Annotated in this window: 23 protein-coding genes and 1 tRNA gene; 17 read left to right on the top strand and 7 right to left on the bottom strand. The window is 52.9% G+C overall.

Annotated features, from left to right (window positions below):
• Window positions 1–27: 27 nt before the first annotated feature.
• From OU421_RS09300 to OU421_RS09280, 5 genes are all read left to right on the top strand, one after another.
• Window positions 28–4,359, top strand: coding sequence for a NosD domain-containing protein (locus tag OU421_RS09300; RefSeq protein ID WP_268185823.1), 4,332 nt, complete (start codon window positions 28–30; stop codon window positions 4,357–4,359).
• Window positions 4,356–6,389, top strand: a complete 2,034-nt coding sequence (locus OU421_RS09295) for a hypothetical protein (RefSeq protein ID WP_268185822.1) — start codon at window positions 4,356–4,358, stop codon at window positions 6,387–6,389. Before OU421_RS09300 ends, OU421_RS09295 begins: the two co-directional genes overlap by 4 nt.
• The gene (locus OU421_RS09290) at window positions 6,386–7,618 is read left to right on the top strand and encodes a right-handed parallel beta-helix repeat-containing protein (protein ID WP_268185821.1); all 1,233 of its coding nucleotides are present in this window, start codon (window positions 6,386–6,388) and stop codon (window positions 7,616–7,618) included. Before OU421_RS09295 ends, OU421_RS09290 begins: the two co-directional genes overlap by 4 nt.
• A 114-nt stretch (window positions 7,619–7,732) precedes the next feature.
• Window positions 7,733–8,497, top strand: a complete 765-nt coding sequence (locus OU421_RS09285; RefSeq protein ID WP_268185820.1) for a protease inhibitor I42 family protein — start codon at window positions 7,733–7,735, stop codon at window positions 8,495–8,497.
• Window positions 8,498–8,666: 169 nt separating this feature from the next.
• Window positions 8,667–9,152: a GyrI-like domain-containing protein gene (locus OU421_RS09280; protein ID WP_268185819.1), complete on the top strand. Its 486-nt coding sequence runs from the start codon at window positions 8,667–8,669 to the stop codon at window positions 9,150–9,152.
• A gap of 147 nt (window positions 9,153–9,299) precedes the next feature.
• Here the strand turns inward: OU421_RS09280 and OU421_RS09275 are convergent.
• Window positions 9,300–9,373: transfer RNA gene (locus OU421_RS09275), tRNA-Val, on the bottom strand.
• Between the two features lie 265 nt (window positions 9,374–9,638).
• On the opposite strand from OU421_RS09275, the gene OU421_RS09270 reads away from it, so the two are divergent.
• Window positions 9,639–9,917 (top strand): DUF1294 domain-containing protein, encoded by a 279-nt coding sequence (locus tag OU421_RS09270; protein WP_268185818.1) that lies wholly within the window; start codon window positions 9,639–9,641, stop codon window positions 9,915–9,917.
• 660 nt (window positions 9,918–10,577) lie between these two features.
• Here the strand turns inward: OU421_RS09270 and mch are convergent.
• The 5 genes from mch to OU421_RS09245 form a co-directional block, all read right to left on the bottom strand.
• Window positions 10,578–11,525: a methenyltetrahydromethanopterin cyclohydrolase gene (gene mch, locus OU421_RS09265; RefSeq protein ID WP_268185817.1), complete on the bottom strand. Its 948-nt coding sequence runs from the start codon at window positions 11,523–11,525 to the stop codon at window positions 10,578–10,580.
• Window positions 11,526–11,589: 64 nt separating this feature from the next.
• A complete protein-coding gene (locus OU421_RS09260; RefSeq protein WP_268185816.1) occupies window positions 11,590–12,723 on the bottom strand; it encodes an ORC1-type DNA replication protein in 1,134 nt (377 codons plus the stop codon).
• A 63-nt stretch (window positions 12,724–12,786) separates the two neighbouring features.
• Complete coding sequence (locus OU421_RS09255) at window positions 12,787–13,299, bottom strand: hypothetical protein (protein ID WP_268185815.1); 513 nt, start codon at window positions 13,297–13,299, stop codon at window positions 12,787–12,789.
• A gap of 260 nt (window positions 13,300–13,559) precedes the next feature.
• Window positions 13,560–14,720, bottom strand: a complete 1,161-nt coding sequence (locus OU421_RS09250) for a cofactor-independent phosphoglycerate mutase (protein ID WP_268185814.1) — start codon at window positions 14,718–14,720, stop codon at window positions 13,560–13,562.
• Between the two features lie 112 nt (window positions 14,721–14,832).
• The gene (locus OU421_RS09245) at window positions 14,833–15,771 is read right to left on the bottom strand and encodes an NAD-dependent epimerase/dehydratase family protein (protein ID WP_268185813.1); all 939 of its coding nucleotides are present in this window, start codon (window positions 15,769–15,771) and stop codon (window positions 14,833–14,835) included.
• 57 nt (window positions 15,772–15,828) lie between these two features.
• Here OU421_RS09245 and OU421_RS09240 point away from each other — a divergent pair, with 57 nt between their 5' ends.
• From OU421_RS09240 to OU421_RS09210, 7 genes are all read left to right on the top strand, one after another.
• Window positions 15,829–16,704, top strand: coding sequence for a DUF368 domain-containing protein (locus OU421_RS09240; RefSeq protein WP_268185812.1), 876 nt, complete (start codon window positions 15,829–15,831; stop codon window positions 16,702–16,704).
• 18 nt (window positions 16,705–16,722) lie between these two features.
• Entirely contained in the window at window positions 16,723–17,229 is a 507-nt protein-coding gene (locus OU421_RS09235; RefSeq protein WP_268187893.1) for a solute carrier family 23 protein, read from the top strand.
• Window position 17,230: 1 nt separating this feature from the next.
• A complete protein-coding gene (locus OU421_RS13105) occupies window positions 17,231–17,356 on the top strand; it encodes a uracil phosphoribosyltransferase (protein ID WP_268185811.1) in 126 nt (41 codons plus the stop codon).
• 12 nt (window positions 17,357–17,368) lie between these two features.
• Complete coding sequence (upp, locus tag OU421_RS09225; protein ID WP_268187892.1) at window positions 17,369–17,860, top strand: uracil phosphoribosyltransferase; 492 nt, start codon at window positions 17,369–17,371, stop codon at window positions 17,858–17,860.
• A gap of 199 nt (window positions 17,861–18,059) precedes the next feature.
• Window positions 18,060–19,124 carry a PAS domain-containing protein gene (locus OU421_RS09220; protein ID WP_268185810.1) on the top strand — a complete coding sequence of 355 codons (1,065 nt, stop codon included), beginning with the start codon at window positions 18,060–18,062 and terminating at the stop codon, window positions 19,122–19,124.
• 9 nt (window positions 19,125–19,133) lie between these two features.
• Window positions 19,134–19,682: a DUF7504 family protein gene (locus tag OU421_RS09215; RefSeq protein WP_268185809.1), complete on the top strand. Its 549-nt coding sequence runs from the start codon at window positions 19,134–19,136 to the stop codon at window positions 19,680–19,682.
• Between the two features lie 143 nt (window positions 19,683–19,825).
• Complete coding sequence (locus tag OU421_RS09210) at window positions 19,826–20,701, top strand: methanogenesis marker 12 protein (RefSeq protein WP_268185808.1); 876 nt, start codon at window positions 19,826–19,828, stop codon at window positions 20,699–20,701.
• A gap of 173 nt (window positions 20,702–20,874) precedes the next feature.
• Here the strand turns inward: OU421_RS09210 and OU421_RS09205 are convergent, their stop codons facing one another.
• The gene (locus tag OU421_RS09205) at window positions 20,875–21,087 is read right to left on the bottom strand and encodes a hypothetical protein (RefSeq protein ID WP_268185807.1); all 213 of its coding nucleotides are present in this window, start codon (window positions 21,085–21,087) and stop codon (window positions 20,875–20,877) included.
• 134 nt (window positions 21,088–21,221) lie between these two features.
• On the opposite strand from OU421_RS09205, the gene OU421_RS09200 reads away from it, so the two are divergent.
• From OU421_RS09200 to OU421_RS09185, 4 genes are read left to right on the top strand one after another with little or no spacing between them, the layout of a single operon-like run.
• Window positions 21,222–21,764, top strand: a complete 543-nt coding sequence (locus tag OU421_RS09200) for a pyruvate ferredoxin oxidoreductase subunit gamma (RefSeq protein WP_268185806.1) — start codon at window positions 21,222–21,224, stop codon at window positions 21,762–21,764.
• A 1-nt stretch (window position 21,765) separates the two neighbouring features.
• Window positions 21,766–22,023, top strand: coding sequence for a 4Fe-4S dicluster domain-containing protein (locus tag OU421_RS09195; protein WP_268185805.1), 258 nt, complete (start codon window positions 21,766–21,768; stop codon window positions 22,021–22,023).
• Entirely contained in the window at window positions 22,024–23,184 is a 1,161-nt protein-coding gene (locus OU421_RS09190; RefSeq protein ID WP_268185804.1) for a transketolase C-terminal domain-containing protein, read from the top strand.
• Window positions 23,185–24,078, top strand: coding sequence for a thiamine pyrophosphate-dependent enzyme (locus OU421_RS09185; RefSeq protein ID WP_268185803.1), 894 nt, complete (start codon window positions 23,185–23,187; stop codon window positions 24,076–24,078). It abuts the gene before it with no gap.
• Window positions 24,079–24,101: the final 23 nt, after the last annotated feature.

The following is a 24,101-nucleotide window of genomic DNA, read 5'->3' as shown; positions in this document are numbered from 1 at the left end:
ATTATCAGGATAAGGGGGGAATTTTGTATGAATTATCCAGAGAGAGGAACGTGGAAGGCCATAGCAGTAGCACTCATTCTTTTTGCGGGCATAGCAGGAGTTGTTTCGGCAGATACAGGGGAGTGTATGATGACCGCACCGGTTTTCGCAGAGGAACGGATGGCGGGAGTACTCACGGTCGATGACGACGACGGGGATATCCCAGTGCCGCCCGCAGACTACCAGACAATCACAGACGCACTCGCCGCATCCGTGGACGGGGACACCATCCTTGTCTATCCGGGCACCTATACCGGGTACCACGAGGTCACCACCCGTGTCAACCTGACCGGCATCGGGAGACCGGTGGTATACGGCCGTGAGCTGGACACAAGAGAACAAATAGGCGATGTATTTGCGTTCTGTGCAGACGGATGTATCCTTGACGGATTTGTGATTAAAGAGGGTTACTGGCAGAACGACACCTACTTTTCTACCCAGGATTCTGCCGGCATCAGAATCGGATATGCAATAGGAACCACATCCGCCTTTGGATTCGGAGATGCCGATAGCACAATCATCCGCAACAACCACATCGAGGACTGCTGGTACGCCATGGTTGCAACGTCCGGGTCAAACGACAACCGGATATACAATAACACCTTCAATGCCACCCGCTACGGTGTCTGGTTCAATTATGCACGGAACAACGAATTTACGAACAACACGGTGACAAACACTGCATACGATTCACTCAAAAACACCTACATTTCCGATAAGACCGAGAGTTATGCGACCAACAACGAGTTCCGTGACAACCTCTTCGATACCGCCGACTGGACGCCCTGGGGTTCGGATAGCACCTATGGACGGAAGATTCTCATCAGTGATACCAGTGGCAATCTCTTCACCCGAAATGTCCTCAAAAACATGACATATCTCTCCATTGCAGGGGACGGGAACACAATCTCTGAGAACACCATCCTTGGCCCCAGCGAAGACTGGCGTGCCGGTATCCTGATCAACGAGGATGGAAATATCATCACAAACAACACCGTCAAAAACCATAAATACGGCATCAAGATTCAGGGTGATGCGGACAACCTCCACATGACAGATAATGTCATTGAGGACTGCACCTACGGCTTTGGATATGCGGGCGACCTGAACTATGCCACCAATAAGCCGAAGCGTTATACAATCGATACCACCAACACCGTGGACGGGGCCCCCATATACTGGATTGTGGAAGAGACAGGGAAGCGATATAATTACACCACGCTTACTCCCGCACCCGGATATCTGGGTCTCATCGGGTGCAGCAACTGCACGGCAGAGGACTTTTATCTGGAGAATAATCTCCAGTCGGTGCTCGTCTACCGGTCGGACAACATCACCCTTGATACCATAACCGCCCACGGGAACGGATACGAGGGTATCCTCATCGGGGATTCCGACGATATCATCATCGCCGATTCCCATGTCGATTCGAACGGTCAGGACAGTGATGGAAATGCCGGAATATTTGCGACAGAAACCGAGCGCATGCAGATTCTTCGCACGTACGTGACCGCCAACAATCCGGTCGGCATCTATCTCGAGTACACCTGCCCGGATGTCCTCATCGAAGACTGCAGCATCACGAACAATGGTCACTCCACGGAAGCAGACAATTCATACGGTATCAGGAACTCCGGTTCCGATAACCTCCGTCTGACGGTCACCGGATGCGCCATCGGAAATGACTTTGCCGCCCGGCAGGGTATCGGCATCGCAAATTACGGCATGGAAGCACTCATCTATGACAACCGGTTCATCAACAATACAGTGGAGCATGCCCGGAACTGGGGAACAGACACACATTGGAACGTGACGCCAGTTGCCTCCACAAATATCCTCGGCGGCCCGTGGACGGCAGGTAATTACTGGGAAGACTACACCGGGGTCGATACCACCGGCGACGGACTGGGTGACACCGCTGTTCCGTACACCACCGGCGGCGGAAGACCGGCAGATGACTATCACCCGCTTGTCACCACCTTCACGCCGGATACCACCCCGCCGGTGATTACCATCCATGCGCCTGTCGCGGGGGAGAGCTACCCCACAGCGAGCGTCCCTCTCTCTGTCTCCAGCCCGGACAGTGACGTAGTCGCATGGTGGTATGCACTTGATGGCGGGGCAAATGTCTCGTTTGTGCCCGACATCATCCTCCCGCCGCTTACGGGCGGAAACCATTCCCTCCTCGTGGGAGCACGGGACGACGCCGGAAATGAAAACAGCTCGGTTTTGGCCTTCATCGCAGAGGTGGATACCACCCCTCCCCGGATGAAAGTGATTTCGCCGGGAGAAAACCTGACCTATACCAGCCGTGACATTCCTCTTACCGTGCATTCACCGGATACCGATGTATTCTCCTGGTGGTATACGCTTGACGGCGGGGGGACTGTAGCATTCATCCCCAATACGACACTCACCTCCCTCCCGAACGGCGACCATCTGCTCCGGGTCTTTGTCGACGACATTATCGGCAATGCGAATTCCACATTTGTGAACTTCACCGTGCAGGTTACAGAACCCACGCCGACACCGACGCCCACCATATCTCCCACACCAACCCCACCGATAACTCCCACGCCGGTGCCCACCACGCCACCCACTCCCACACCCGCTCCGCCGGATGACGGTGATGATGACGCACCGCCCGCGGACGCCTATCCCTTCCCGGTTGTGGAGGAGCCCGCATTTGCAATCCAGATTCTCACCCCTACATCGGGCCGGATGACCGAACGGTTCACCGAGCTCACCTACACCGCACCCCGGCCCCTGGCACGTGCATACTACCAGCTGGACGACGGGGCGGTGCTGCAGGTCACACCGGGGCAGGCGATCCCCCTTGAACGCCTGACGCTGGGTGACCATACCATCACCGTTACCGGTGTGGATTATGCCGGCCGATACGGCGAGGGAACGGTGGCGTTCACGGTGATCCCGCTCGCCCTGAGAGAAGAGGAGACCGTGGGGACAGATGCATTTCCCGACGACGCGGCCTTCAGCTTCATCGGGCAGGGGGTGAACTACACCCTCTCCTTTGAGGCGGAGACCACCATGGATGAAACCGTGCACGTCTATGCAAATCGCCAGCTGACAGGTGTTCCCGGCGCAGGAGCGGTCATCATGCCGTCTGCATCCCGTCATGGTGAAATAGCAGCCGTGAACGACCCACAGACGGGATGGGTGTGGTATCAGGCCACCATCCCGGCAGCATGGGTCGTGCCGGATGCGGAGAACGTCGTCTCTTTTATCCATGGAGAAAACCCATCGCGCACGACGGATCTCTCCTCGTGGCAGATCCGCAACATAACCCTCGCGCAGACCACGCAGGCATCGGCCCCATCGATTGCGGTGTTCACCCCGGACCAGGCATGCGGACCGGGAGAAGAGATGATGGTATGGGTGAAGATCGCAGGCATCGGACTGGATGACGCCTACCGGGCCCGGATCTCCCTTATCGCACCGGACGGTACTGAACGTGCCTTCCCTGACGGTCAGGGAGAACCTTCAGACCTCGACCCACAATATGTCACCCTGAACCACCAGGGACGTCTGCCGGGTTCTGTTACCTTCCGGTCCGGTGATCTCCCCGGCACCTACCATCTCATTGCCACTCTCATGCCCGAGGGTTCAGATGTACTTACCGCACTCTCCTCGGTCCCGGTATACTACAGCCCGGTGCCGTCCGTGCAGCTCTACCGGAACCGTGCAGACCTGACCGACGGAACGCCACTTATAATCACAGCAGCGGTGACGGCAGGAGAAGAACCGGAGAACGCCTCGCTCTCCGTCGTGCTTGAGTCTCCAGACGGGGGCATCCGGTATCTGCCAGCGGGAACCGAGAGCTTTTCAGCGGTTCGGATGGAGCCACTTGGGTCGCAATACCTCGTCCTCCTGGACGAACCGGTTGACGATGCCTGGCAGGAGGGGACCTACACCATCCGGGCCCGGCTCACTGCAGAAAACAGCACTCCCCTTGCTGAAGATCAGATCACCTATACCATCTCCCGGGAGGAGGGGGACATCCGGCTGATCATTCCCGGGAGTGCCGGTGACAGGGACATCACCGGCGGCATAGTCCGGGTGACGGATACGGCCACTAGGGAAGTTGTGGTGGAACATAGTCTCGGAACGGATCGCGAGATATCGATTCCGGTGAGTGCAGGCACCTATCTCATCTCCGGAGCTGTCATCACCTCAGGCGGGGGCATCCGGCCGGTATCCGCACAGATGACAGGGCGTGCCATCGTGCAGCCGGGAGAGACGACGGTGCTGGAACTCAGGCTGATGCCGGACACGGGCAGCGGAACGGAGGTGACGGCATGACTCTGCGCATCGGCATCTGCACGCTTCTCATCCTCGCAGCATTCACAGCACCGGTTCTCGCGGAGACGGACACCTGCTCTGCGCCGACTATCTATGTGGTGCAAATCACGGCAGGAGATGGAATCTCCACTGAGACCGCCACCCTCCTGAATCTCCGGTATGCACAGGAACTCCAGGAGGCAAACCCTGGTGTCCGCGTCAGTTCGGCAGCAGAGATTGGCGAACTGCTCCAGGCCGAACGGGATGAACTCCTGGCCGGAAGAGATGCAGGGGCAGAACAGATCGCCATAGGAGAGAAGATCTCAGCGGAATACGTAACCCGTCTCTCCATCGGGTCAGTGGGATCCCGGTATGTCATCAGTTCTTCCCTTGTTGATGAAGACCTCATCATGGTAGTAGCCCGTGGGTACACCACCGTTGACGCAGAAGAGGAGCTCACGAATGCCATTACAGAACATGTAGCAGGCTACGGCGACCTCGCAGCCCTCATCCAGGCCCATGAAAAGAGGCACCCCGTACCACCACGGGGCCCGTCGCTCTCCGCTACCATCAATCCCACATCGGTCACGCCGGAAGACATCCGCGAGACCACAACAATAACCGTCACCGTCACAAACTGCGCCGGGGAGCCGGTTCCGGGAACCAGGGTCTATTTTGAGGCCATAACCTCAAGAGGACAGGTAATAGGCGAAGGGGAATCCAAAGACCCCGGATGGTACGGATGGCAGTATGCCGTCACCGACCAGAACGGGAAGGCACTGGCCACCTATCAACTGGTTGCCTCGAAGGGCATGGGTGCAGGGAAGGACACCGTCACCATCGGAACGGACGGCAGGGGCGGAAAGGATGTAAGAACCCGCGTGACCATTCCCATCACCGGGGTAATGATGGAGGTACGCGTGGCGGACCCGGAGATCCCGCCGGAGGGGAAGACAGATATCACGGTCTCGCTCTTTGAACTCGCACCGGACGCCAGCAGGCGGCCGCTTGCTGACCGGGCCCTCCTGGTAGAGGAGGTGCTGCTCTCAGACGGCGTCCGGGTCATTGTTGCAGGAAAAACAGACAGCAAAGGCAACCCCATCACCGATGCAAACGGTGAGGTACGGTTGACCTTCATCGCCGGTACAAAGGAGGGGACGGAAGTGGTGCGCATCCTCTTCCAGGATGTCGGCAGGGGACATATGGATGCATTGGTTGGATTGGCGGAGATTCGCGTGAAAAAAGAAGAATACACCGGCACGGTAAACTGGAAGGAGTCGGGAACGATGGCGTATGAATTCTCGTTCCAGCATATGCACGACCTGATTGATTACGAGTATGCGTTCAGCCTGACCGGGCAGACCACCAAAGAGAAATTTTCCGGAAAGGAGCAGACTGACGCAAGCTACACCTTCACGAACTCCTATGACCTCTTTACCTCAGGCTATACCCCATATGAGGTATCCCCTACGAGCGAGCATACCGAGATTGTGCCCTTCGAAGAGACATGGCGGGTGGACTCAACCGTCCTGGGTCAGGTGGACGACTACCAGACGGTCAACCGGATGATGAATGAGAAGTTCTCGTCGTGGGAGATCCCCGTCATTGCCTATCCGGTATCGATGCCCGCCACCGGTTCCCATGAATATGATGTCACGGTGACCTATATTGTGCACGGCACCGAACACACCGGCTCGGCGAGCGGCACAATTCCCGCATCAGGCACCGTCACCCTTGGAGGGAGACAACCAATGACCGATATCCAGACGGATAGTCTCCCGGCAGTGTCCCCCGACAGTCCGGATGCATGGCCGACAAGGACGCTGATGCTGCAGGGTGCGGGCATTGACGACAAGATGACGGTACTCCGTGATGCCAAAATCGCGGGGCTTCTGGTGCAGACAGGAAAGAATGTCTATGAGCGATCATGGTCGTCGCGGGACGCTGGATCATACCACGACTCGCTCTTCACCTTCCTCGGTTCGGATGCACGGATGGACCTGGAACAGTCGTTTACGAGGGACGTATCCCTTAGGGTGGTGAAGCTATGACCGAAAAGGCAGCACGTGTACTCGCCGTCCTTCTCTGTATCCTTATCGCGATGGGCGGGGTCCAGGGGGCGACCCTCACGGTTGCACCGGATGGAGGTGCATATACAGACCTGCATCAGGCACTGGATGCAGCGGCGCCCGGGGATGAGATCGTGGTACGAGCCGGCACCTATCCCGGCGGAGTGGTGATTGGCGTCCCGGTCACAGTCTCCGGGGAGGAAGGGGCAACGATTGGCACTGCCGGGGACACCACGGCCCTCTCTGTGACCGCAGATGATGTGATCATCCGGAATCTGGCGTGCACTGCGGCGGGCGTAGGTATCATCGCAAACCAGACGGATGGGCTTGTGGTCCGGGACTGCAGGGTGATCAGCGATGGTGTGGGGATCCTCTGCAGCAGGTGTAATGAGAGCACCCTTGCCACCACACAGGTAATGGCTGCGCAGACCGGTATTGAAACCATGTTCTGCATGGGGACGAAGATATCCGGGTGCCAGGTCACCGCGGACGGCATCGGAATCACCCTCCGGGACACGGAGGATACGGCACTGGAGGGCGTCCACCTCATGGGTGCAGAACTGGGGATTCTCGCAGAGAATGCTGAGCGCTGTGAGATAACCAATACCACCTTTACAGGGAACGGTGCAGGGATTCTGGGCGTAGGCATCACTGACTGCTCCATCACCGGGTCGGCATTTTCGGATGTCATCCAGTACATCCAGTTCTATGCGGCGTCCGGCTGCTCGGTAGAGACTCCGTCTCTTGAGGGACCGACGTACTTCGCAGCAGACATCTTCTCAAACACCACATACTGCTGTGACCCATATACCGTGAGCGGCCGGGACTTCGGTCTCCTTGCTGACACATATACCCCGCCCGAGGGATACCAGCTCTTCGGCGACGCAATGAACATCACCTTCATCTCCGCGGCAGAGTCTGCCGAAGCGCCATCGGTCACCATCGAGGCAGACATTCCGGCAGAGCTGCCCGGAATTGCGGGGAATACCTATGGAATCTACCGGACGGATGGCACGGAGCCGGTGTTGATGGCAGTTCCGGACGTATCAGAAGAGGGTTCACAGATACTGCAGATGACTGTGACAGAACCCGCCCACATTGCTCTGATGGCCCGCACAGAAGCTGATGAAACACCATACTACTACATATTCCTCTGGGCGGTTGTCGCCCTCGGCGTGCTGCTCCTTCTTGTGCTGTGGCGAAAGCGGTAACAGTAGAAAAACACATAATTCCTCTTTTTTTGCATAAGCGAGCCATGAGTGCCAAATATTTCGTAATTATCGCTTGATTTATCAATCTTCCCATCCATATTCCACTGAGCGCCTATGAAACCAGTATATGGAATTCTGATGGCAGTCGCCCTTGCAGGCATTCTCTGTGCGGCAGGGTGCACTACGACTGAGACAGCAGGAGGAGAAACACCGACACCCGTTGCGGTGCAGGACAAAATCGTCCTTGTTGGGCAAAACAACAACGATGACATCATTCCCGTTGACATGCAAACCGAGATCCGGATAACACTTCCGGAGAACCCTACCACCGGGTACTCCTGGAATGTGACTAATGCTGACGGCCTTGCTATCACGAGTGATGCATACGTCCCGCCCGAAGAGGAGCGGCCTGGTGCCGGAGGGACCCATGTCTGGGCACTGGAGCCGAAGGTGACGGGAATCGTGACATTCAGCGCCGTATACGTCCGTCCGTGGGAGGACGCCCATCCGGATGATGAGACCTACACGATCACCTTCTACGTGGCTCCGGAAGGGACGACGGTGGTGGATGTTATCAGCGCGAATAACGGCACGACTATCTCTGTGTCAAAGGGCGATGCTGTGCTTGTCACACTGGATGAGAACCCGACGACCGGATACCAGTGGAATGCGTCCGTCTCCGGCAGTGCAGAAATTGTCACAGACTCATTCGTCCCACCTTACTCAGAAATACCTATTTCCGGTGCAGGCGGTATTCACAAGTGGCTCGTGACTTTTGACGGCGAGCCGTCCGGCAATTTTGACGCAGGGTATGGACGCCCATGGGAAGAGACGGCGGAAGATGCAGAAACATTTTCCGTAATCTTTGCGGGAGTTTAATTTTTCCGGATTCTCTTATTTTTTAATTACTTCTCACAATCAGAGATAAACAACAACAGTGAGATATCCCAATGCTCCTGCACATGGGCAGCCTGAAACTAGTTTTCACTTTCACTCCGCCGGGCCAATGCATAAATAGCACGCCCTGCGATTCACAAAACGAACAACTATGACAGATATTACCATAACCGACGTGGCTGCGCAGACCGTCCTTGGCATGCGACGCCGCGGATTTTATCAGGAACAGATCCCTGAGATGATTATGGAGCTCTTTCTCTACGTGGAGCAGGAAGGAATTGAGATTATCGGCATGCCAGTCTTTGTCTGCCATGAAACATCCCCGGAAGAGGCGATGCGGGCAGCAGAAGAGGGAAACGCCGACATTGAAGTAGCACTCCCAGTGGCGGCGTCCATTGAAATTACAGAAAACAGTCCGAAAGGAGCAAAATGTTACGAACTTCCTGGCGGAAAAATGGTGAAAGCCGTCCATAAAGGCCCGTATGCAGCATCAGAGACAACCTACAATAAGATCTTCGCATGGATGGCTGAACACGGCAAGGAGGTCACCGGCCCGATTCGGGAAATATATGTAAATGACCCGATGGAGGTGGCAGAGGAGGATATTCTGACAGAGATTTATGTGCCGGTGGCCTGAAAGTCAGATTAATACTTCAGTTAAAGAGTATATCGGACATTAGCCGATTTCATTCCATAAGTATATTCCAACACTCATGGGATGATTTAGATAAATCGTAATTAGCTCCGGTAAAAAAGGTAAATCAACACAAAAAATGATAACGAGTGGGCCTGCCCGGATTCGAACCGGGGATCTTCGCCGTGTAAAGGCGATGTCATAACCAACTAGACCACAAGCCCTGTATGCACGTTGTGCCTTAAATTCATTTTTTTCAAAGATATTAAGCCTTGTGTATTCCTCTGGACGGAATTGCTAACAGACAGAATACATCCCGGAGATCTCATTTTGACAGCCCCTCCCGTTCATTTCTGCTGCCTATATAACATACGCCGCCACAGATCTATAAAACGACATTCGCCGGGTTTGGTTTCCCTATTGTGCCATTGGGCCATTGGACTATCTCTCATCACCCCTCTCCCGGAAAAACGAAAGGAATTACACCCTATGGATACCTTCATCATCTTCGCGGCCCTCTACGTCGTGGTAAATATCATCGCATTTCTTGTCTACGGACGGGACAAACGCAAGGCAGAAAACGGTGCATGGCGCACCCCGGAGAAGACACTCATCATCGCAGCATTCCTCGGGCCTTTCGGTGCGTACGCAGGCATGCGGAAGTTCCGCCATAAGACACAAAAACTGAAGTTTAAGGTAGTCCCGTTCTTTCTCATACTCCACTGTGGTGCAATCATCTGGTTTGTATCCCTCTTTCTCATGGTGTGAGAAAAGGGCATTCATGCACAGAATCCTGCAGGACAAAGACAGAAACAGGTCTTAATGAATGTTGTGCATGCTCTTACCATCACACTCATTCACCCCACCCATCACATTGGTTCCCGCGCTTCCACATATTTTCATATTGCCGGGTTTCCCGTTCCAGATCACATCATCCACATACAAAATATCAGAGATGCATGAACGTGCTAACAACCGTTCGTTATCCAAATCCATTGTGACGCACATTCAAAAAAAATGATTGAAGCAGTCGGGATTAAAATCCCCAGAAGGACCAGACAACCGAGGCACTCACCATCATAACAATAAAAACCACTGCCACGATCTTAAACCAGCAGGATCTGCAAACCCCCATGGGACCCATGCAGTCATCACAGCAACCATTTTTACAGGTCTTACATGAAGAGGTTGCAAGAATTTCCGGGTGCTTTTTGCAGTGTGTATGTGTCATCTTTCTGAATCTGAATGGGAAGCAAAAAAGATAACGAAACAGTTTTTCCGAAAAAATCAATCATTCAGCACAATTGGGATACAATATAGACGTTTCTGCACCAGCCATCCATATGAATGCGGACCAGATACCAACAGGCACGGCTAACCCTGATAAGAAACGGACAGATAATGCGGAACCAAAGAAAAAAGGATTATTCAGAGGTAGCCGAAGGACTGAAGAGTCACTTCGGGGTTTACTGCACCACAGCGGTATACCTTCCCCTCTGAGACTTCATTGATTGTAACCTCTGCGGGTGCAAAGAGACCCTGGTCAATCTTGAAGAAGTCGAAGTTTGCCTCCTTGAATGTGTCGTAGAACGGTTTGCCGTAGGAAGAGGAGGTATTGGACGGGATCTTATCGACATAGTCTGCGATATCAGCACCGTCGATGGTCAGGTTAATCTGACCGAAGTAGATAGTGGCATCATTGGTGCAGCCCATTGCCTTGGTGGAGTCCGACTTCACCGGAGGTACAGGAGCTGAACCGCATGCACAGATGACCTTCTTCGGGTCGTAGTGGAGCTGTTCAAGGCGGTAGATTGCTGTCTCAACACAACGGCCTGCCACCTGGATGGAACCGACAACGGATGCAGTCGGTGCAACAACTGCACAGACATTTGCGACATCGACGTTGCATCCGTCTGCAATCTTCTGCATCACTGCCTCGTTCGGGAGTGTATCAGACTCAAGGCAGATGACTGCATAGTCACAGTCGTCTTCGTACTCTATGAGCTCATAGCACTCCTTCGGGTTGCGGGAAAGAGCGCGGGCCGGGCCGCTGCCCATCGCGAAATACTTCTCGTGGGTGATCCTCCACCCTGCTTCCTGTGCACCAAGGCACGCAAGTGACGGGAAATCAGTGTTGACATCGATGAAGGGCATCGGGACATGGTTTATCTGGCCCATCCGGAATGATACTTCAGCAAGGCCACCCATACAGATCTCAGTGAAGCGCTTTCCTGCGGCATAGCCGCCTTTTGCCTGAACACCACAGTCAACGATGCGTGCTCCGTTGTCAAGCTGATGGAAGACTGCATTGAAGTCTTCCGGATACTCTGCAAGCTCCTCAAAGAGCTCAAGTGCAAGTTCATTAATGCTGATCATGAGAGAAATCTCCTAACGCATACATTGCTTGAGCAAAATAGATAAGGATTGTTAATTGGTGAAGTCAGCAGCTATCAATCGCTTCTATGACACGGTCCGGATCATACCGAATTGTGATCAGCCGTGTCCTCCCCCGCCCTTCCCGGTAGTGCAGATTTATCAGACGCATGGAATCAAATTTTTTCACCATTTCATAGAACCGGGTATACCCTAGTTTCATTGAAGATTCCTTCACTGCCTCATGCACCTTTCCCGCGGCCATATCCTTTTCATCACGTGAACGGACAGCGATCAGGCGCAGAAGTGCACGTTCCTCTGATTGGAGAGCACGGATGGTCGCTGTCAGATGCAGATATTTAGATACTTCATATGCACGGCACACGTCATCGCGCTCCACACTCCGGCGGGCGTCCTTCTCTGCATTGAGTCCCGCCCGTTTCAGAAGGTCAATTCCCACCCGGAGATCCCCCCCCTTCATTGTCTGTTCAGTGATGAGGGTGAGCATTCCCTCACTGATAACCCCCGGATAGAATCCCTGCTTGATGCGCTGACGAAGTATCTCTTTAATCTCATCCTCGTCATACGGCGGGAAGTAGATGTCAGTCGGCTGAAAGACAGATGCCACCCGTGCATCAACCGTCTTCATCAGGTCAACGGACATATCCGATATCACGGTGATCACCCCGATTTTCGCGCCGGGATAGGACTCATGTGCACGCAGAAGAGTATAGAGGACCTTGTTAATTTCGTTTTCATACATCAGGTAGTTCGCATCGTCAAGACAGACAAGGAGGACAACATTCTCTGTAATCAGATAGTTACAGACCGCATCAAATACCTGCTTAAAGGACGTTCCTGATGCAGGGGTTTTGTGACCGGAGATACGCCGGAATATCTGCGAAAATATTGCAAATTTAGTATTGTCGATCTGACAGTTGATGTGCACCGGCACAATTTTTTTGGTATGCTCCTCAATCTCGGAAAAGAGTTTACGAACACTCGTCGTCTTTCCGGTGCCTGGTAAACCGCGGCAGATGGTATTTAAGGGGCGCCCGCCTCGAAGGGCAGGTTGTATCTGGAAGGCAAGCTCCTGCTCCTGTGTCTCGCGAAAATCGAACTGCCCGGGGAGGAAGTCAAACTCAAAGACCTCCATGTCCTGAAAGAGCGACTCATCCCACATCAGCAGGTTCTTCTTCATACCAGAGAATCTCGCGCCGGGATATATAAGAATAGGTGTTTGTTGCTTTCACCCTGCACATGTTCAGTGCTGTTGCGCCTTCTGGAGAGCCTCCAGACAGGACTTGCAGAGCGGACGGTCCACAAAGAGGCGGCCCAGCTTGTCTTCCTGTTTTGTTATTGGAGTACCACAGTCCGCACAAACAGGCCCGGACATCTCCTTTGCCAGCGCGGAAGGCGTGCAAGCACCAGTATCGGCCTCTTCGGCCTTTTGTATATCAGAGGCAGGCGTCACAGCAGTCACTGCATCTGACACGAGATCCGCATCAAACCTCGGAACCTCTTCCTGCAGTACCCCAGCCTCTGTCGCATTCGCCGCATCTCCCCTTCCGGGCAGGACACGAAACCGATAGTTTGAAATCTGCTTCTCGGTCTCCGGATCATTTTTCCCAAACCCTGCGAGGACATTGTCAAGATACCGGGCGAGATTCTCTGCGTCCTCAATGGTCTCGACATCCCCTTCTACTGCCACACGGAGATTTTCGTACCGTTCAAGGTTTACAGTCACGCCAATTGTCAGTCGTTTTCCCGGTGTCATACTGCTGTCAGATATAAGATATGTCTGCCTTCGGTAGTTATCTCTTCCCCGCGGAGGGCGCGAATATTTATCGCCTGATGAAAAGAAGTAGTAATGCAAACGGCATACGGTGCCTGACCTGGGCAGATGATGACAGTTACCCCCACTGACAACCGGATGATGATGCTGGGGTCTGATGCCCAAATCTAATGGCACCCGCCGCATTCTACAGCAGTTTTTTTCGAAATACCCTGGTGAATTTCAGATAGGTTTCCGTCGTATTATTCCCGTTTTGCAGTCAGCATCGGAATGAAGTCCAGGGCATCCATCAGCCCGAATGACCCCTTCTCCGCCGCATCTTCTGAATACGAGTCCACGTCGTCTGTCCCCAGCCCCATCACGGCAAACGGCACCGGGTCGCTCGTGTGTGTCTTCAGGGCAAGCGGTGTCGGATGATCGGGCAGAAGCGCAATTACTCCTTCCACATGGTCCAGAATGTAGCTGACCGCCTCGTCAAGCCGTTCAATGGCCAGCACCTTCTCTTCCGCGCTCCCGAGGTGGCCCGCCTCATCAGGCGCTTCCACATGCATGTACACGAAGTCAGCCGTCTCCAGTGCGCGAACCGCATACCGTGCTTTTGCCATGTAATCCGTGTCCAGGTAGCCTGTTGCACCGGGGACTGTGACAACATCCATACCTGCACACCGGGCGATACCGTTCAGCAGGTCAACGGCAGATATCATCGCGCCACGGACGCCATACCGCTCTTCAAAGGACGGCAGTTGTGGCTTTTTTCCTCCGGACCACGGCCAGATCTGGGTCGCAGGCACCTTGCCCTCTGCAATGCGCTTTTGGTTTACCGGGTGATCTGCAAAGACCTCCCTGCTTACCCGAACACACTCAGCAAGCAGAGATGCGTCTCCGCCTTCCGGCAGATGTTCTGCAATCTCCTCGTCCACTATGTCATGCGGCGGGGTTGTTTCTGCACCCGCCCCGGCGGGCACAACCAAGAGATTGCGATATGAGACACCGGGATAAAGCGACACATCCGGCAGTGCGGCATCAAGGGCGGAGAGAAGGGCCGCTCCCTCCTCTGATGTGATGTGGCCTGCCGAGAAGTCACGCATCACCCCGTCTGTCACTGTCACCAGATTGCAACGGTAGGCAATATCGTCTTCGTCAAGATCAATACCCATCGAGACGGCCTCAAGGGCACCCCTTCCGGTATAGTAGAGGGCCGGATCATACCCCAGAACAGAGAGATTTGCTATGTCACTGCCGGGTTCAAACCCGTCTTTTACTGTCTTCAGCATTCCGGAGCGTCCAACGCGGGCAATCCTATCCATATTCGGAATGTTGGCGTATGCAAGCGGTGTCTTATTGTCAAGTGCTTCGTTGGGCCAGTCAGCCATTCCGTCGCCAAGGATAATCAGATATTTCATTGTATCATTCCTCTCGTATTCCTGTATTTACGGGTATTTTTCGGATATTCAAATGATATCGGTTTGTCTGTTTTCCGGAATTTTTCTCACTGCAGAGATAAGAAGAAGGGGATTATGACATCTCCTTTAAGAGAGCACGTACCGCGGTGCGCACCGACTCCGCAGACGTCACCGGAGGTACCCAGCCAAGCGCCTTTACTTTCTCTACCCCGAGCTGCATCTTCGGAACATCGCCAACCCAGCCACGGTCGCCGCCGGTAAACCGGTAGGAGACATCATCAAGGCCCAGTTCTTCAACGATGATATCTGCAATATCGGTCACGCTGATCCAGTCCTCTGAACCAACATTATAAAAATTGAATGTCTCATCCGAGTGGTCAACGGCATACAGGATACCCTCAACACAGGCAGTGACCTCCAGGTATGATTTGGTCTGTTTTCCGTCCCCAAGGATCTCAAGCTCACAGGGATTATCCTTCAGTTTGTGCATAAAATCCCAGATGACCCCATGATTGCTCCGTTCACCGATGATGTTTGCAAACCGGAAGACCCAGGCCTTCATTCCATAGGTGGCAGCGTAGGCAGAGATCATCGCCTCATCAGCCAGCTTAGTAGCGGCGTAGATGGAGATGGGAATCATTGGCGAGTAATCCTCCGGGGTTGGGATGACTGCCGCTTCACCATAGACAGTCGATGTGGAGGTAAAGACGAGTTCAGGCACCTCATACACCCGCATCGCTTCGAGGACCCGCATTGTGGCATCGGTGTTCTGACGGAATACCTCATATGCCGCTCCCGCACTTGCCCGCACATCGGGGTCTGCTGCGACATGGTACACCCGCTGTGCACCGGCAAACGCATCCTGCCAGCCATCCTCCAGCAGGTCGTCCGTCAAAAGCAGCAGAGAATCGGATTCGATATGTGCAGCAAGGTGGTCAGCTGTTCCGGTTGAAAGGTTGTCGATGACAATGACCTCGTCCCCGCGCGCGACCAGTGCATCTGCCAGATGGGACCCAATAAACCCGGCACCGCCGGTGATGATCGATTTCATAGCTGACGAGATATCGTCTGCTATACCATTAAAAACTCTCTTTTCACATAGAATAGTGTGACTCCTGACCGAATCAGCCGTGAATGTATCCTCATCTTTCTCAAAGGAATGGTCATGGGTGCCTCAGACATCATCCCCGGCGTCTCCGGCGGAACCATGGCGCTCATCACCGGCATCTACGAACGGCTCATCAATGCCATTGGCAACATCCACATACATACCCTGCAGCACCTCATCCGGGGAGATAAAAAGGCATTTTGGGACGGCGTGCGTGCAGTAGACCCGCTTTTTATGGGCACTCTCATCGCAGGAATCGGGGTTGCAGCCCTCATCATGTCCCAGCTCATCCTCTTTCTCCTGAACGAATATGCCGTTGAGACCTATGCGCTCTTCTTTGGCATCATCCTCGCATCCTCTGTGCTCATATTTGCAGAGATCACCCACCGGGGAGCAGACATCATCGCATTTCTCATCGGCGGATTTGTAACCGGATATATCATTGCAGGACTGAACCCCGCATCTCTTGGCCACTCCCTTCCAGTGCTTTTTTTTACCGGTGCGATTGCCCTCTGCGCCATGATCCTCCCCGGCATTTCAGGGGCATATATCACGCTTCTCTTTAACCAGTATGAGTATCTCCTAAATGCGGTCCACACCCTTGCGCTCCCCGAATTGATCACCTATATGACTGGCGGGGTTATCGGGCTCTTAGCCTTCTCCCGGACACTGCAGTATCTCCTCCGCACCCATCACGCGGTGATGCTTGCATTTCTCACCGGGCTCATGCTCGGATCCACACGCATGCTTGCAGGCATCATCACAAAAGAAGGGGGATTCGGAATATCTGCCGTCCTCTTCACTATAGCAGGAATCGTCCTTATCGGACTCATGGAGTATGCAAAACGACGGATGATCGTTTCTGTCAATTCATAGAGATGCGTATCGCCTAAAATACCCCCCCATCCCCAAGATCCAGGTGTTCACCGCACTCTTCTGGGAGACGGTGTCGCAACCTTTGTAGCAGCACTTGCAGGAGGCCCCCCCAACACGACATATTCTGAAGTCACCGGAGCAGTCAAACTGACCGGCCACTTCAACCCACTCCTGATGACCTTCGGTGCAATCTTTGCAATATGCTTTGCCTTCATCGGCAAGATCGGCGCATTCCTCAGCACCATACCCGGCCCGGTGATGGGTGGTGTGCTGATTCTCCTCTTCGGCCTGATTGTACGCCTGGGAATTGAACAGATGGTGAAAAACCAGGTAGACTTCATGCTCCCGAAGAACCTCGCCATTCTTGCAGTGGTGCCGGTCTCCGGAATCGGCGGACTCTTCATTCCCATCGGCGACTTCCAGCTTGCAGGTATCGGTCTTGCCGCAATCATCGGTGTAGTCTTAAACCTCATCATCCCTGAACCAAAGAAGGGAGATGAACCGGTTGTCGAGGTGGACTTCTGATATGGCAGTCTATCCGGTTACTCATCCCCTCATCCGTCACAAGGTGACAATGCTCCGGAACCCGACAACGAACTCCAAGGATTTCCGGGAGATTGTAACAGAACTCTCCACATTTCTCGCATATTAGGCCACAAAGGATCTGCCACTGACAAACGCCACTATAACCGGCTGGCAGGGCACTCCGATTGAGGTCCAGATGGTTGAAGAGAAAGTCCCCTCCATCGTCCCCGTCTTCCGTGCGGGAATCGGCATGCAGGAGGGTTTCCTGACAGTAATACCAACGGCGCGTATCAGTTATATCGGATATTATCGGGACGAAACCACTCTTCGGCCGAAGAAATATTATGCAAAACTGGCAGAAGACGTGCAGGAGCGGCGCAATTACATCCTTGACCCGATGCTTGCGACAGGAGGTACGACATCTGCTGTCTGTACTCTCCTTAAGGAAGCAGGAGTAAAGGATATCAAAGTGCTCTGTATTCTCGCAACCCCAGAGGGTATCCGCAGGGTAGCAGAGGAACACCCTGATGTTGATATCATCCCTGCGGTGATTGATAATCACCTAAACGAACTGGGTTATATCGTTCCCGGTCTCGGTGACGCAGGCGACCGTCTCTTTGGTACAAAATAGTAACAATCCACTTTTTTTGGCTATCTTAAATACGTATACCCGGCACAATTCTGACTATTCGTTGCCCGACACCCTTCACACAGCATTCAGAAACACATCTTAAGTCCATATATTGGAATTTCTGTTCCTAAAAACGGTTTTTCCGGCGACAGGATAAATATATATTGAGACCCCGCATTTTTTCCATAAGGAGAGAACGATGGATAAAAACAATCGCTATTCAGACCAACATCCAGAACATTTTTCAATTCAGGATACTTCTGTTACCGCAGGATTTTTCGAAACACTGTTGATGAACGCCAACGTATGGATAACTTTTCTTGACAAAAAGGGGCGCATCGGGGTCTGGAATACAGCAGGAGAAGAGATCACCGGATACACTGAAGAGGAGGTCAGGGGTAGCAATGAAATATGGAAAAAGCTCTATCCAGAACCGGAATACCGTAAAATAGTGACGGAAAAAATCGATGATGCCATTAAAAACAGAAATAAACTTGAAAACTTTGAGACAGTAATTCTTACCAAGGGAGGGAACAGGAAACAGATTTCGTGGAATACCAGAGATATCCGTGATAATAACGGAGAAATTATTGGCTATATCGCCCTGGCACGGGACATCTCCAAGATAGTATCACTGGAGAAAAAATTCAGAACTCTTCTGATGAACGCAAATGTCTGGGTTGCATTTCTTGATTCGCAGACGCGCATTGAGGTATGGAACCGGGCTGCTGAAGTGATCAGTGGATATCGTGCAGAGGAAGTCAGGGGCAGCAATGAAATATGGAAGAAACTCTATCCAGACCCGACATATCGCAAAGAAGTAACAGAGAAGATACTCGACATCATATCCAACAAAAGGGATATCAAGAATTTCGAGAGTAAAATCTCTGCCAGGGACGGAACGGAAAAGATCATCACCTGGAACACACGCGCCCTTGAAAACGGCACAGGAAATACTCTTGGTTACATTATGATTGGAAATGATATCACCAGAGAGAGGAAACTGCAGGCCGATTTCATTGAATACCTCGGCGAATCTGCGATGAGGCTCAAAAACCCGGTTGAAGTGATAAAATCCAATATGGATGATCTCATACTCCGCCTGGAGAACGGCGAGTGTTCGACAGAGGATGTAATTCTACAAATAAGGATCCAGACGAAAAATGCAGAACAGATCATTGAAAATCTCTTTGAACTGAACAAGGCTATAGGTATGGCATTTGAAGATATGCCGTCTGAACTAAAGAAATTTTTATCTGAGTAGGAGAATAATATGCAGTTATCCGTTAGTGATACCGGCGAGGCATATATATATCTTGTTCTCTCCGAACCTCAGAATCTCAGGAAACGGAATATTGAGATAATTAAGGAGATTTCCGAAAAAGGGTTTACAACCATCGTCATCACAACAAACGAACCCTATAACGTACTTCGAAAAGACTACGAAAAGAGTGGCATAAACCTCAATAAAGTCCATTTCATCGACGCCATAACAAAATATGCAATCGGCAGAGAGCCAGATGGCGCAATAAACTGTACATTTATCAACAATCCCTCAAACCTGACAGATATGGGAATCGCCGTTACAGAGCTGCTGAAAACAATTGAGGGGAATAAAGTATGGGTTCTGATCAATTCGGTCAACAGCATGCTCATCCATATCTCATCTGCAAATCTTACAAAATTCATCCATTTTATTGCCAGTAAACTAAAGATACTTGACATATCGGGCGTATTTCTCGCTGTAGAAAAAGGGATCGAACCGTCCGTCCTCTCCCAGCTCCAGAGCTTTGTTGACGATGTGGTTGAAGACGGGAAATAACATTCAGAAATCAGGATTGTATCCCCTTACCATCTTCTTTTTCCAGATAAATGGGAAAGAGTCCACCTATCATATTCCATGCAATTGCCGCACCAAGTAATAAACCGTATAATACCCCCTGCCGATACTAATACAGATTTTACATGTTTATTGGCATCGACCACGGCACAACGGCACTGCGGTTTGCATCAGAAACAAAGGAATTCCGGATATCCCGCGAAAAGGCAACCGGATTCACGATTGCAGACCTCGAACGGATCTGCCCGACAGAAGAGATAGAGGGCATTGCGGTCTGTTACTCAATGGGAGATGCCATCACCGACATCACCGATATCCGGAAGGTAAAAAACCGGGGAATTGTCACACGGGAAGGTGCAGGAAAACACACCGGCGGAGGAACACGGGTGTATGATGAGATAAAAGCATCTGGCATCCCCGCCGTGGTCATGCCCGGAATCCACCGCGACTCACCCACCGACCCCCGTTTTAAGGCATACTCACACCAGACCAGCCCGGAAAAACTGGGCATTGCCTATGAAGCCATGCAGGCGCTGGGTGAAACCTTCATTGTTGCAGATGCGGGTTCCAACACCGTGAGCCTGCTTGTCACCGACAGGGCTATCACCGGTGCCTTCGATGCCTGCGTATTTGCACCGGGCACAACCCACGGCGCTCTCGATGTGGATGCAATACGACGGATTGACCGGGGAGAGGAGACAGCAAACGAGGCATTCCTCCACGCCGGTGTCCGGCATACTGTCCCGGAAGACCTGCAGGAGGCAACCCTCGCCCTCTGGGTGGCAATGGAGATTGCATCCCTGCGCCTGCTTGCCCCCGAGGCACCTGTCGCAATCGCCGGGTCACAGGCACCCGCCATTGCTGCGGAAGTCTCGCGTCTGATTACAATTCCGGTCACGGTCTTCGACGAGTGGGCGGCGGCACGCGGGTGCGCACGGATTGCACGGGATGTATTTGCAGGAGGGGCAAGGTCAGTACTGGGATTAAAAGTTAAAAGATGATGGATCTCCGGGAAAATATCAAATCCTGTGCTGCATCCCAGGCGATTATAACCACAGATCTCTCCACAGGCACACTTGCCGACTGAAACAAGACCTTCGGCGACAGGCCCACATCATCTGATCAAAATCCGGTTCACCAGTACATATCAGCAGGAACCTGCACAGTCTTCCTCTCAGTAGAAGGGTGTGAGGACTGCTGTACAAAACCCAAATACATCAGGATCACTCCAATTCTCTTTTGCGATGCCAATAATGACAATCAGATGAATCAGGCAGACACCTGATGTGTGCTCAAAACAGTGGCTGGATTGATAGCCGATCCGGTGAAAAAATACTGAGTCCTTTGATAAGACAGATACCCTCACGGCAGGAAATACATCGCGCATCCCCTTCCCACATTTTTCAAATTTCGACAACCAATGAAGAACAGACCGGCAATTTTGCACGGAGAAAGAGATCAGGTGTACAGCGTGCCAAAAATTCATATCTATTAATCATGTAAGATTATATGGGGATTTTTTTGAGAGAACTACGAATTCATGGAAGAGGAGGGCAGGGGTCTGTGACCGCAGCAGAGCTCATTGCAACCGCTGCCTTCAAAAGCGGCGTCTATTCACAGGCGTTCCCCGCATTCGGTGTCGAACGGCGAGGGGCACCGGTGCAGGCGTTCGTCCGTTTCAGTGACGAGAAAGTCCGCCTTCGCAGCCAGATCTACGAACCAGACTACATTATCGTGCAGGACAGTTCGCTTATCGCCGATGTCGATGTGTTTAGCGGAGTCAAAGAAGGTGGCATTGCACTTGTCAATACCGAGAACGGTACTGTTGAGGGTGTGCCCGACGGTGTGAAACTCATCACCATCGACGCAACATCCCTCGCACTGGAGATCCTCGGACTCCCGATTACCAATACCACCCTCATGGGTGCATTTGCCGCCGCAACCGGTGAAATCGAACTGAAATCACTGGAAGAAGCACTCTCAGAGCGCTTCTCCGGCCCCCTTGCAGAAAAGAATATCGCAGCAGCACGCCGCGCATATGAACTCGTAAAGGAGGGGCAGTAATATGGCACTTCGTATCGGATGCGCTGCGGAACCCGGCAGGGCACGCGACAATAAAACCGGATCATGGCGGGTCTTCATGCCGGTTGTAGATCTGGAGAAATGTATTCTTTGTGGTAACTGTATATTGCTCTGCCCGGAAACGGCAGTCAGTGAAAATGATGGCCAGATCCTCTTTGACCTTGACTTCTGCAAGGGCTGCGGCGTATGCGCCAGAGAATGCCCTGCAGAAGCGATTAGCATGATTCAGGAGGAAAAATAGATGTTGCAGATAATGGAAGGCTCTCACGCCGTTGCAGAGGCAGCAAAGCTCTGCCGCCCGGAGGTCGTCTCCGCATACCCAATCACCCCCCAGACTCATATCGTCGAACGTCTTGCAGATTTTGTCGCAGACGGCGAACTGGACGCGGAATATATCTGTGTGGAATCAGAACTCTCCGCACTCTCCGTCTGTCTCGGATCATCCGCCACAGGCTCGCGTGTCTATTCGGCCACCTCATCCCAGGGTCTCATGCTGATGGCAGAAGTGGTCTTCAATGTGGCAGGCATGCGCCAGCCAATCGTGATGTCGATTGCAAACCGTGCACTCGGTGCACCGCTCTCAATCTGGAATGACCAGCAGGACTCTATTTCCCTCAGAGATGCCGGATGGTTCCACCTCTACGGCGAAGATGTTCAGGAGATGACGGATCAGCACTTCATTGCATACAAGGCAGCAGAACAGCACGATGTCCTGCTTCCGGGATTTGTCTGCTTTGACGGATTCATCCTCTCGCACACCTATGAACCGGTGGACATCCCGACACAGGAAGAGATCGACGCGTTCCTCCCGCCCTATGTCCCATATAACAAACTCGATGCAAAAGCACCGCTTTCCATGGGCATGTATGCAACACCTGACTACTACATGGAGTTCAGGTACGAGACGGATGCAGCTTTGCAGCGTGCCGGTGACGCCATTAGTGCAGCAGGCAAAGAATTCGGCGAGATGTTCGGCCGCGACTACTCAACCCATACCGAGAGTTATCGCATGGACGACGCTGATGTCGCATTCGTTGCGCTCGGCTCAATCTGCGGCACGGTAAAAGATGCCATCGATGAAATGCGTGCAGACGGCATCAAAGCAGGGCTTGTAAAAATACGGACCCTCAGACCGTTCCCGGCAGAAGAGATTGCAAAGGCACTTGCCGGCGTTCCAACAGTCGCAGTACTGGAAAAGAACATCTCTCTCGGCTCTGCTATGAAAGGTGCTGTTGGTCCTGAAGTAAAAGACGCAGTCACCGGCACCGGTATTGACGTATACAGCTATATCGTCGGTCTCGGCGGCAGGGATATCCGCAAAAAAGATATCCGCGGCATTGCAGCACTCGCAGAGAAGGGCAAAGGGAATATGTTCTATGGCCTGAGGACGGAGGTGCTCTAAATGGTCGATAAATCACTCGAACTCTTTGACTGCGGCCACCGTGCCTGCGGTGGATGCGGTCCTGCATTGCTTGCACGACTCATCCTGAAAGGCGCCGGTGAAGACACGATTATTGTCGCATCCACGGGATGTATGGAGGTATTCTCCACACCATACCCCGAAACCGCATGGAAGGTTCCCTGGATCCACTCACTCTTCGAGAATGCAGCAGCCGTCGCATCCGGTGTTGAGGCTTCTCTGAAGCACAACAACCGAACAGAGAAGGTTATCTGTATCTGTGGTGACGGCGCTACCTTTGACATCGGTATGCTCTGCATCTCCGGCGCCTTTGAACGTGGCCACGATATCACCTACATATGCTACGACAACGAGGCCTACATGAACACCGGTATTCAGCGATCCGGTGCCACCCCATATGACGCAAGCACGACGACATCGCCTGCAGGCAGGTTGTCAATGGGCAACTCACGGCCCAAAAAAGATCTCCCCCAGATCCTCAACGCCCACGGAGCATCCTATGTCGCAACGGCATCGGTTGCATATCCGATGGACGTCATGAAAAAGGTCGAAAAGGCGGTCAACACCCCCGGCGCATGCTATCTCCAGGTTCACGCGCCGTGCAGCACCGGATGGGGCTTTGATGGTTCAAAGACTATTGAGATCGGCAAACAGGCAATCGAATGCGGTCTCTGGGTCAATTACGAGATGGAGAACGGTGAACTGACAAAGGCAAAGAAAGTCCGCCGCGTCCCTGTTGAAGGGTACCTGAAGGCACAGAAGCGGTTCCGCCACCTCTTCAAACCACAGCCTGTCACCGAAGAGATTGCAAAAATACAGGCAATTGCCGATGCAAACGCCGTAAAATACGGCATCGACATACAGCTGAACGAATAAACCACCACACGGTGGACATTCGC

Source organism: Methanogenium organophilum (genome assembly GCF_026684035.1).
Lineage (GTDB): Archaea > Halobacteriota > Methanomicrobia > Methanomicrobiales > Methanomicrobiaceae > Methanogenium > Methanogenium organophilum.
Note: the sequence above shows the minus strand (reverse complement) of the source record. Positions and strands in the feature narration are given on the sequence as shown.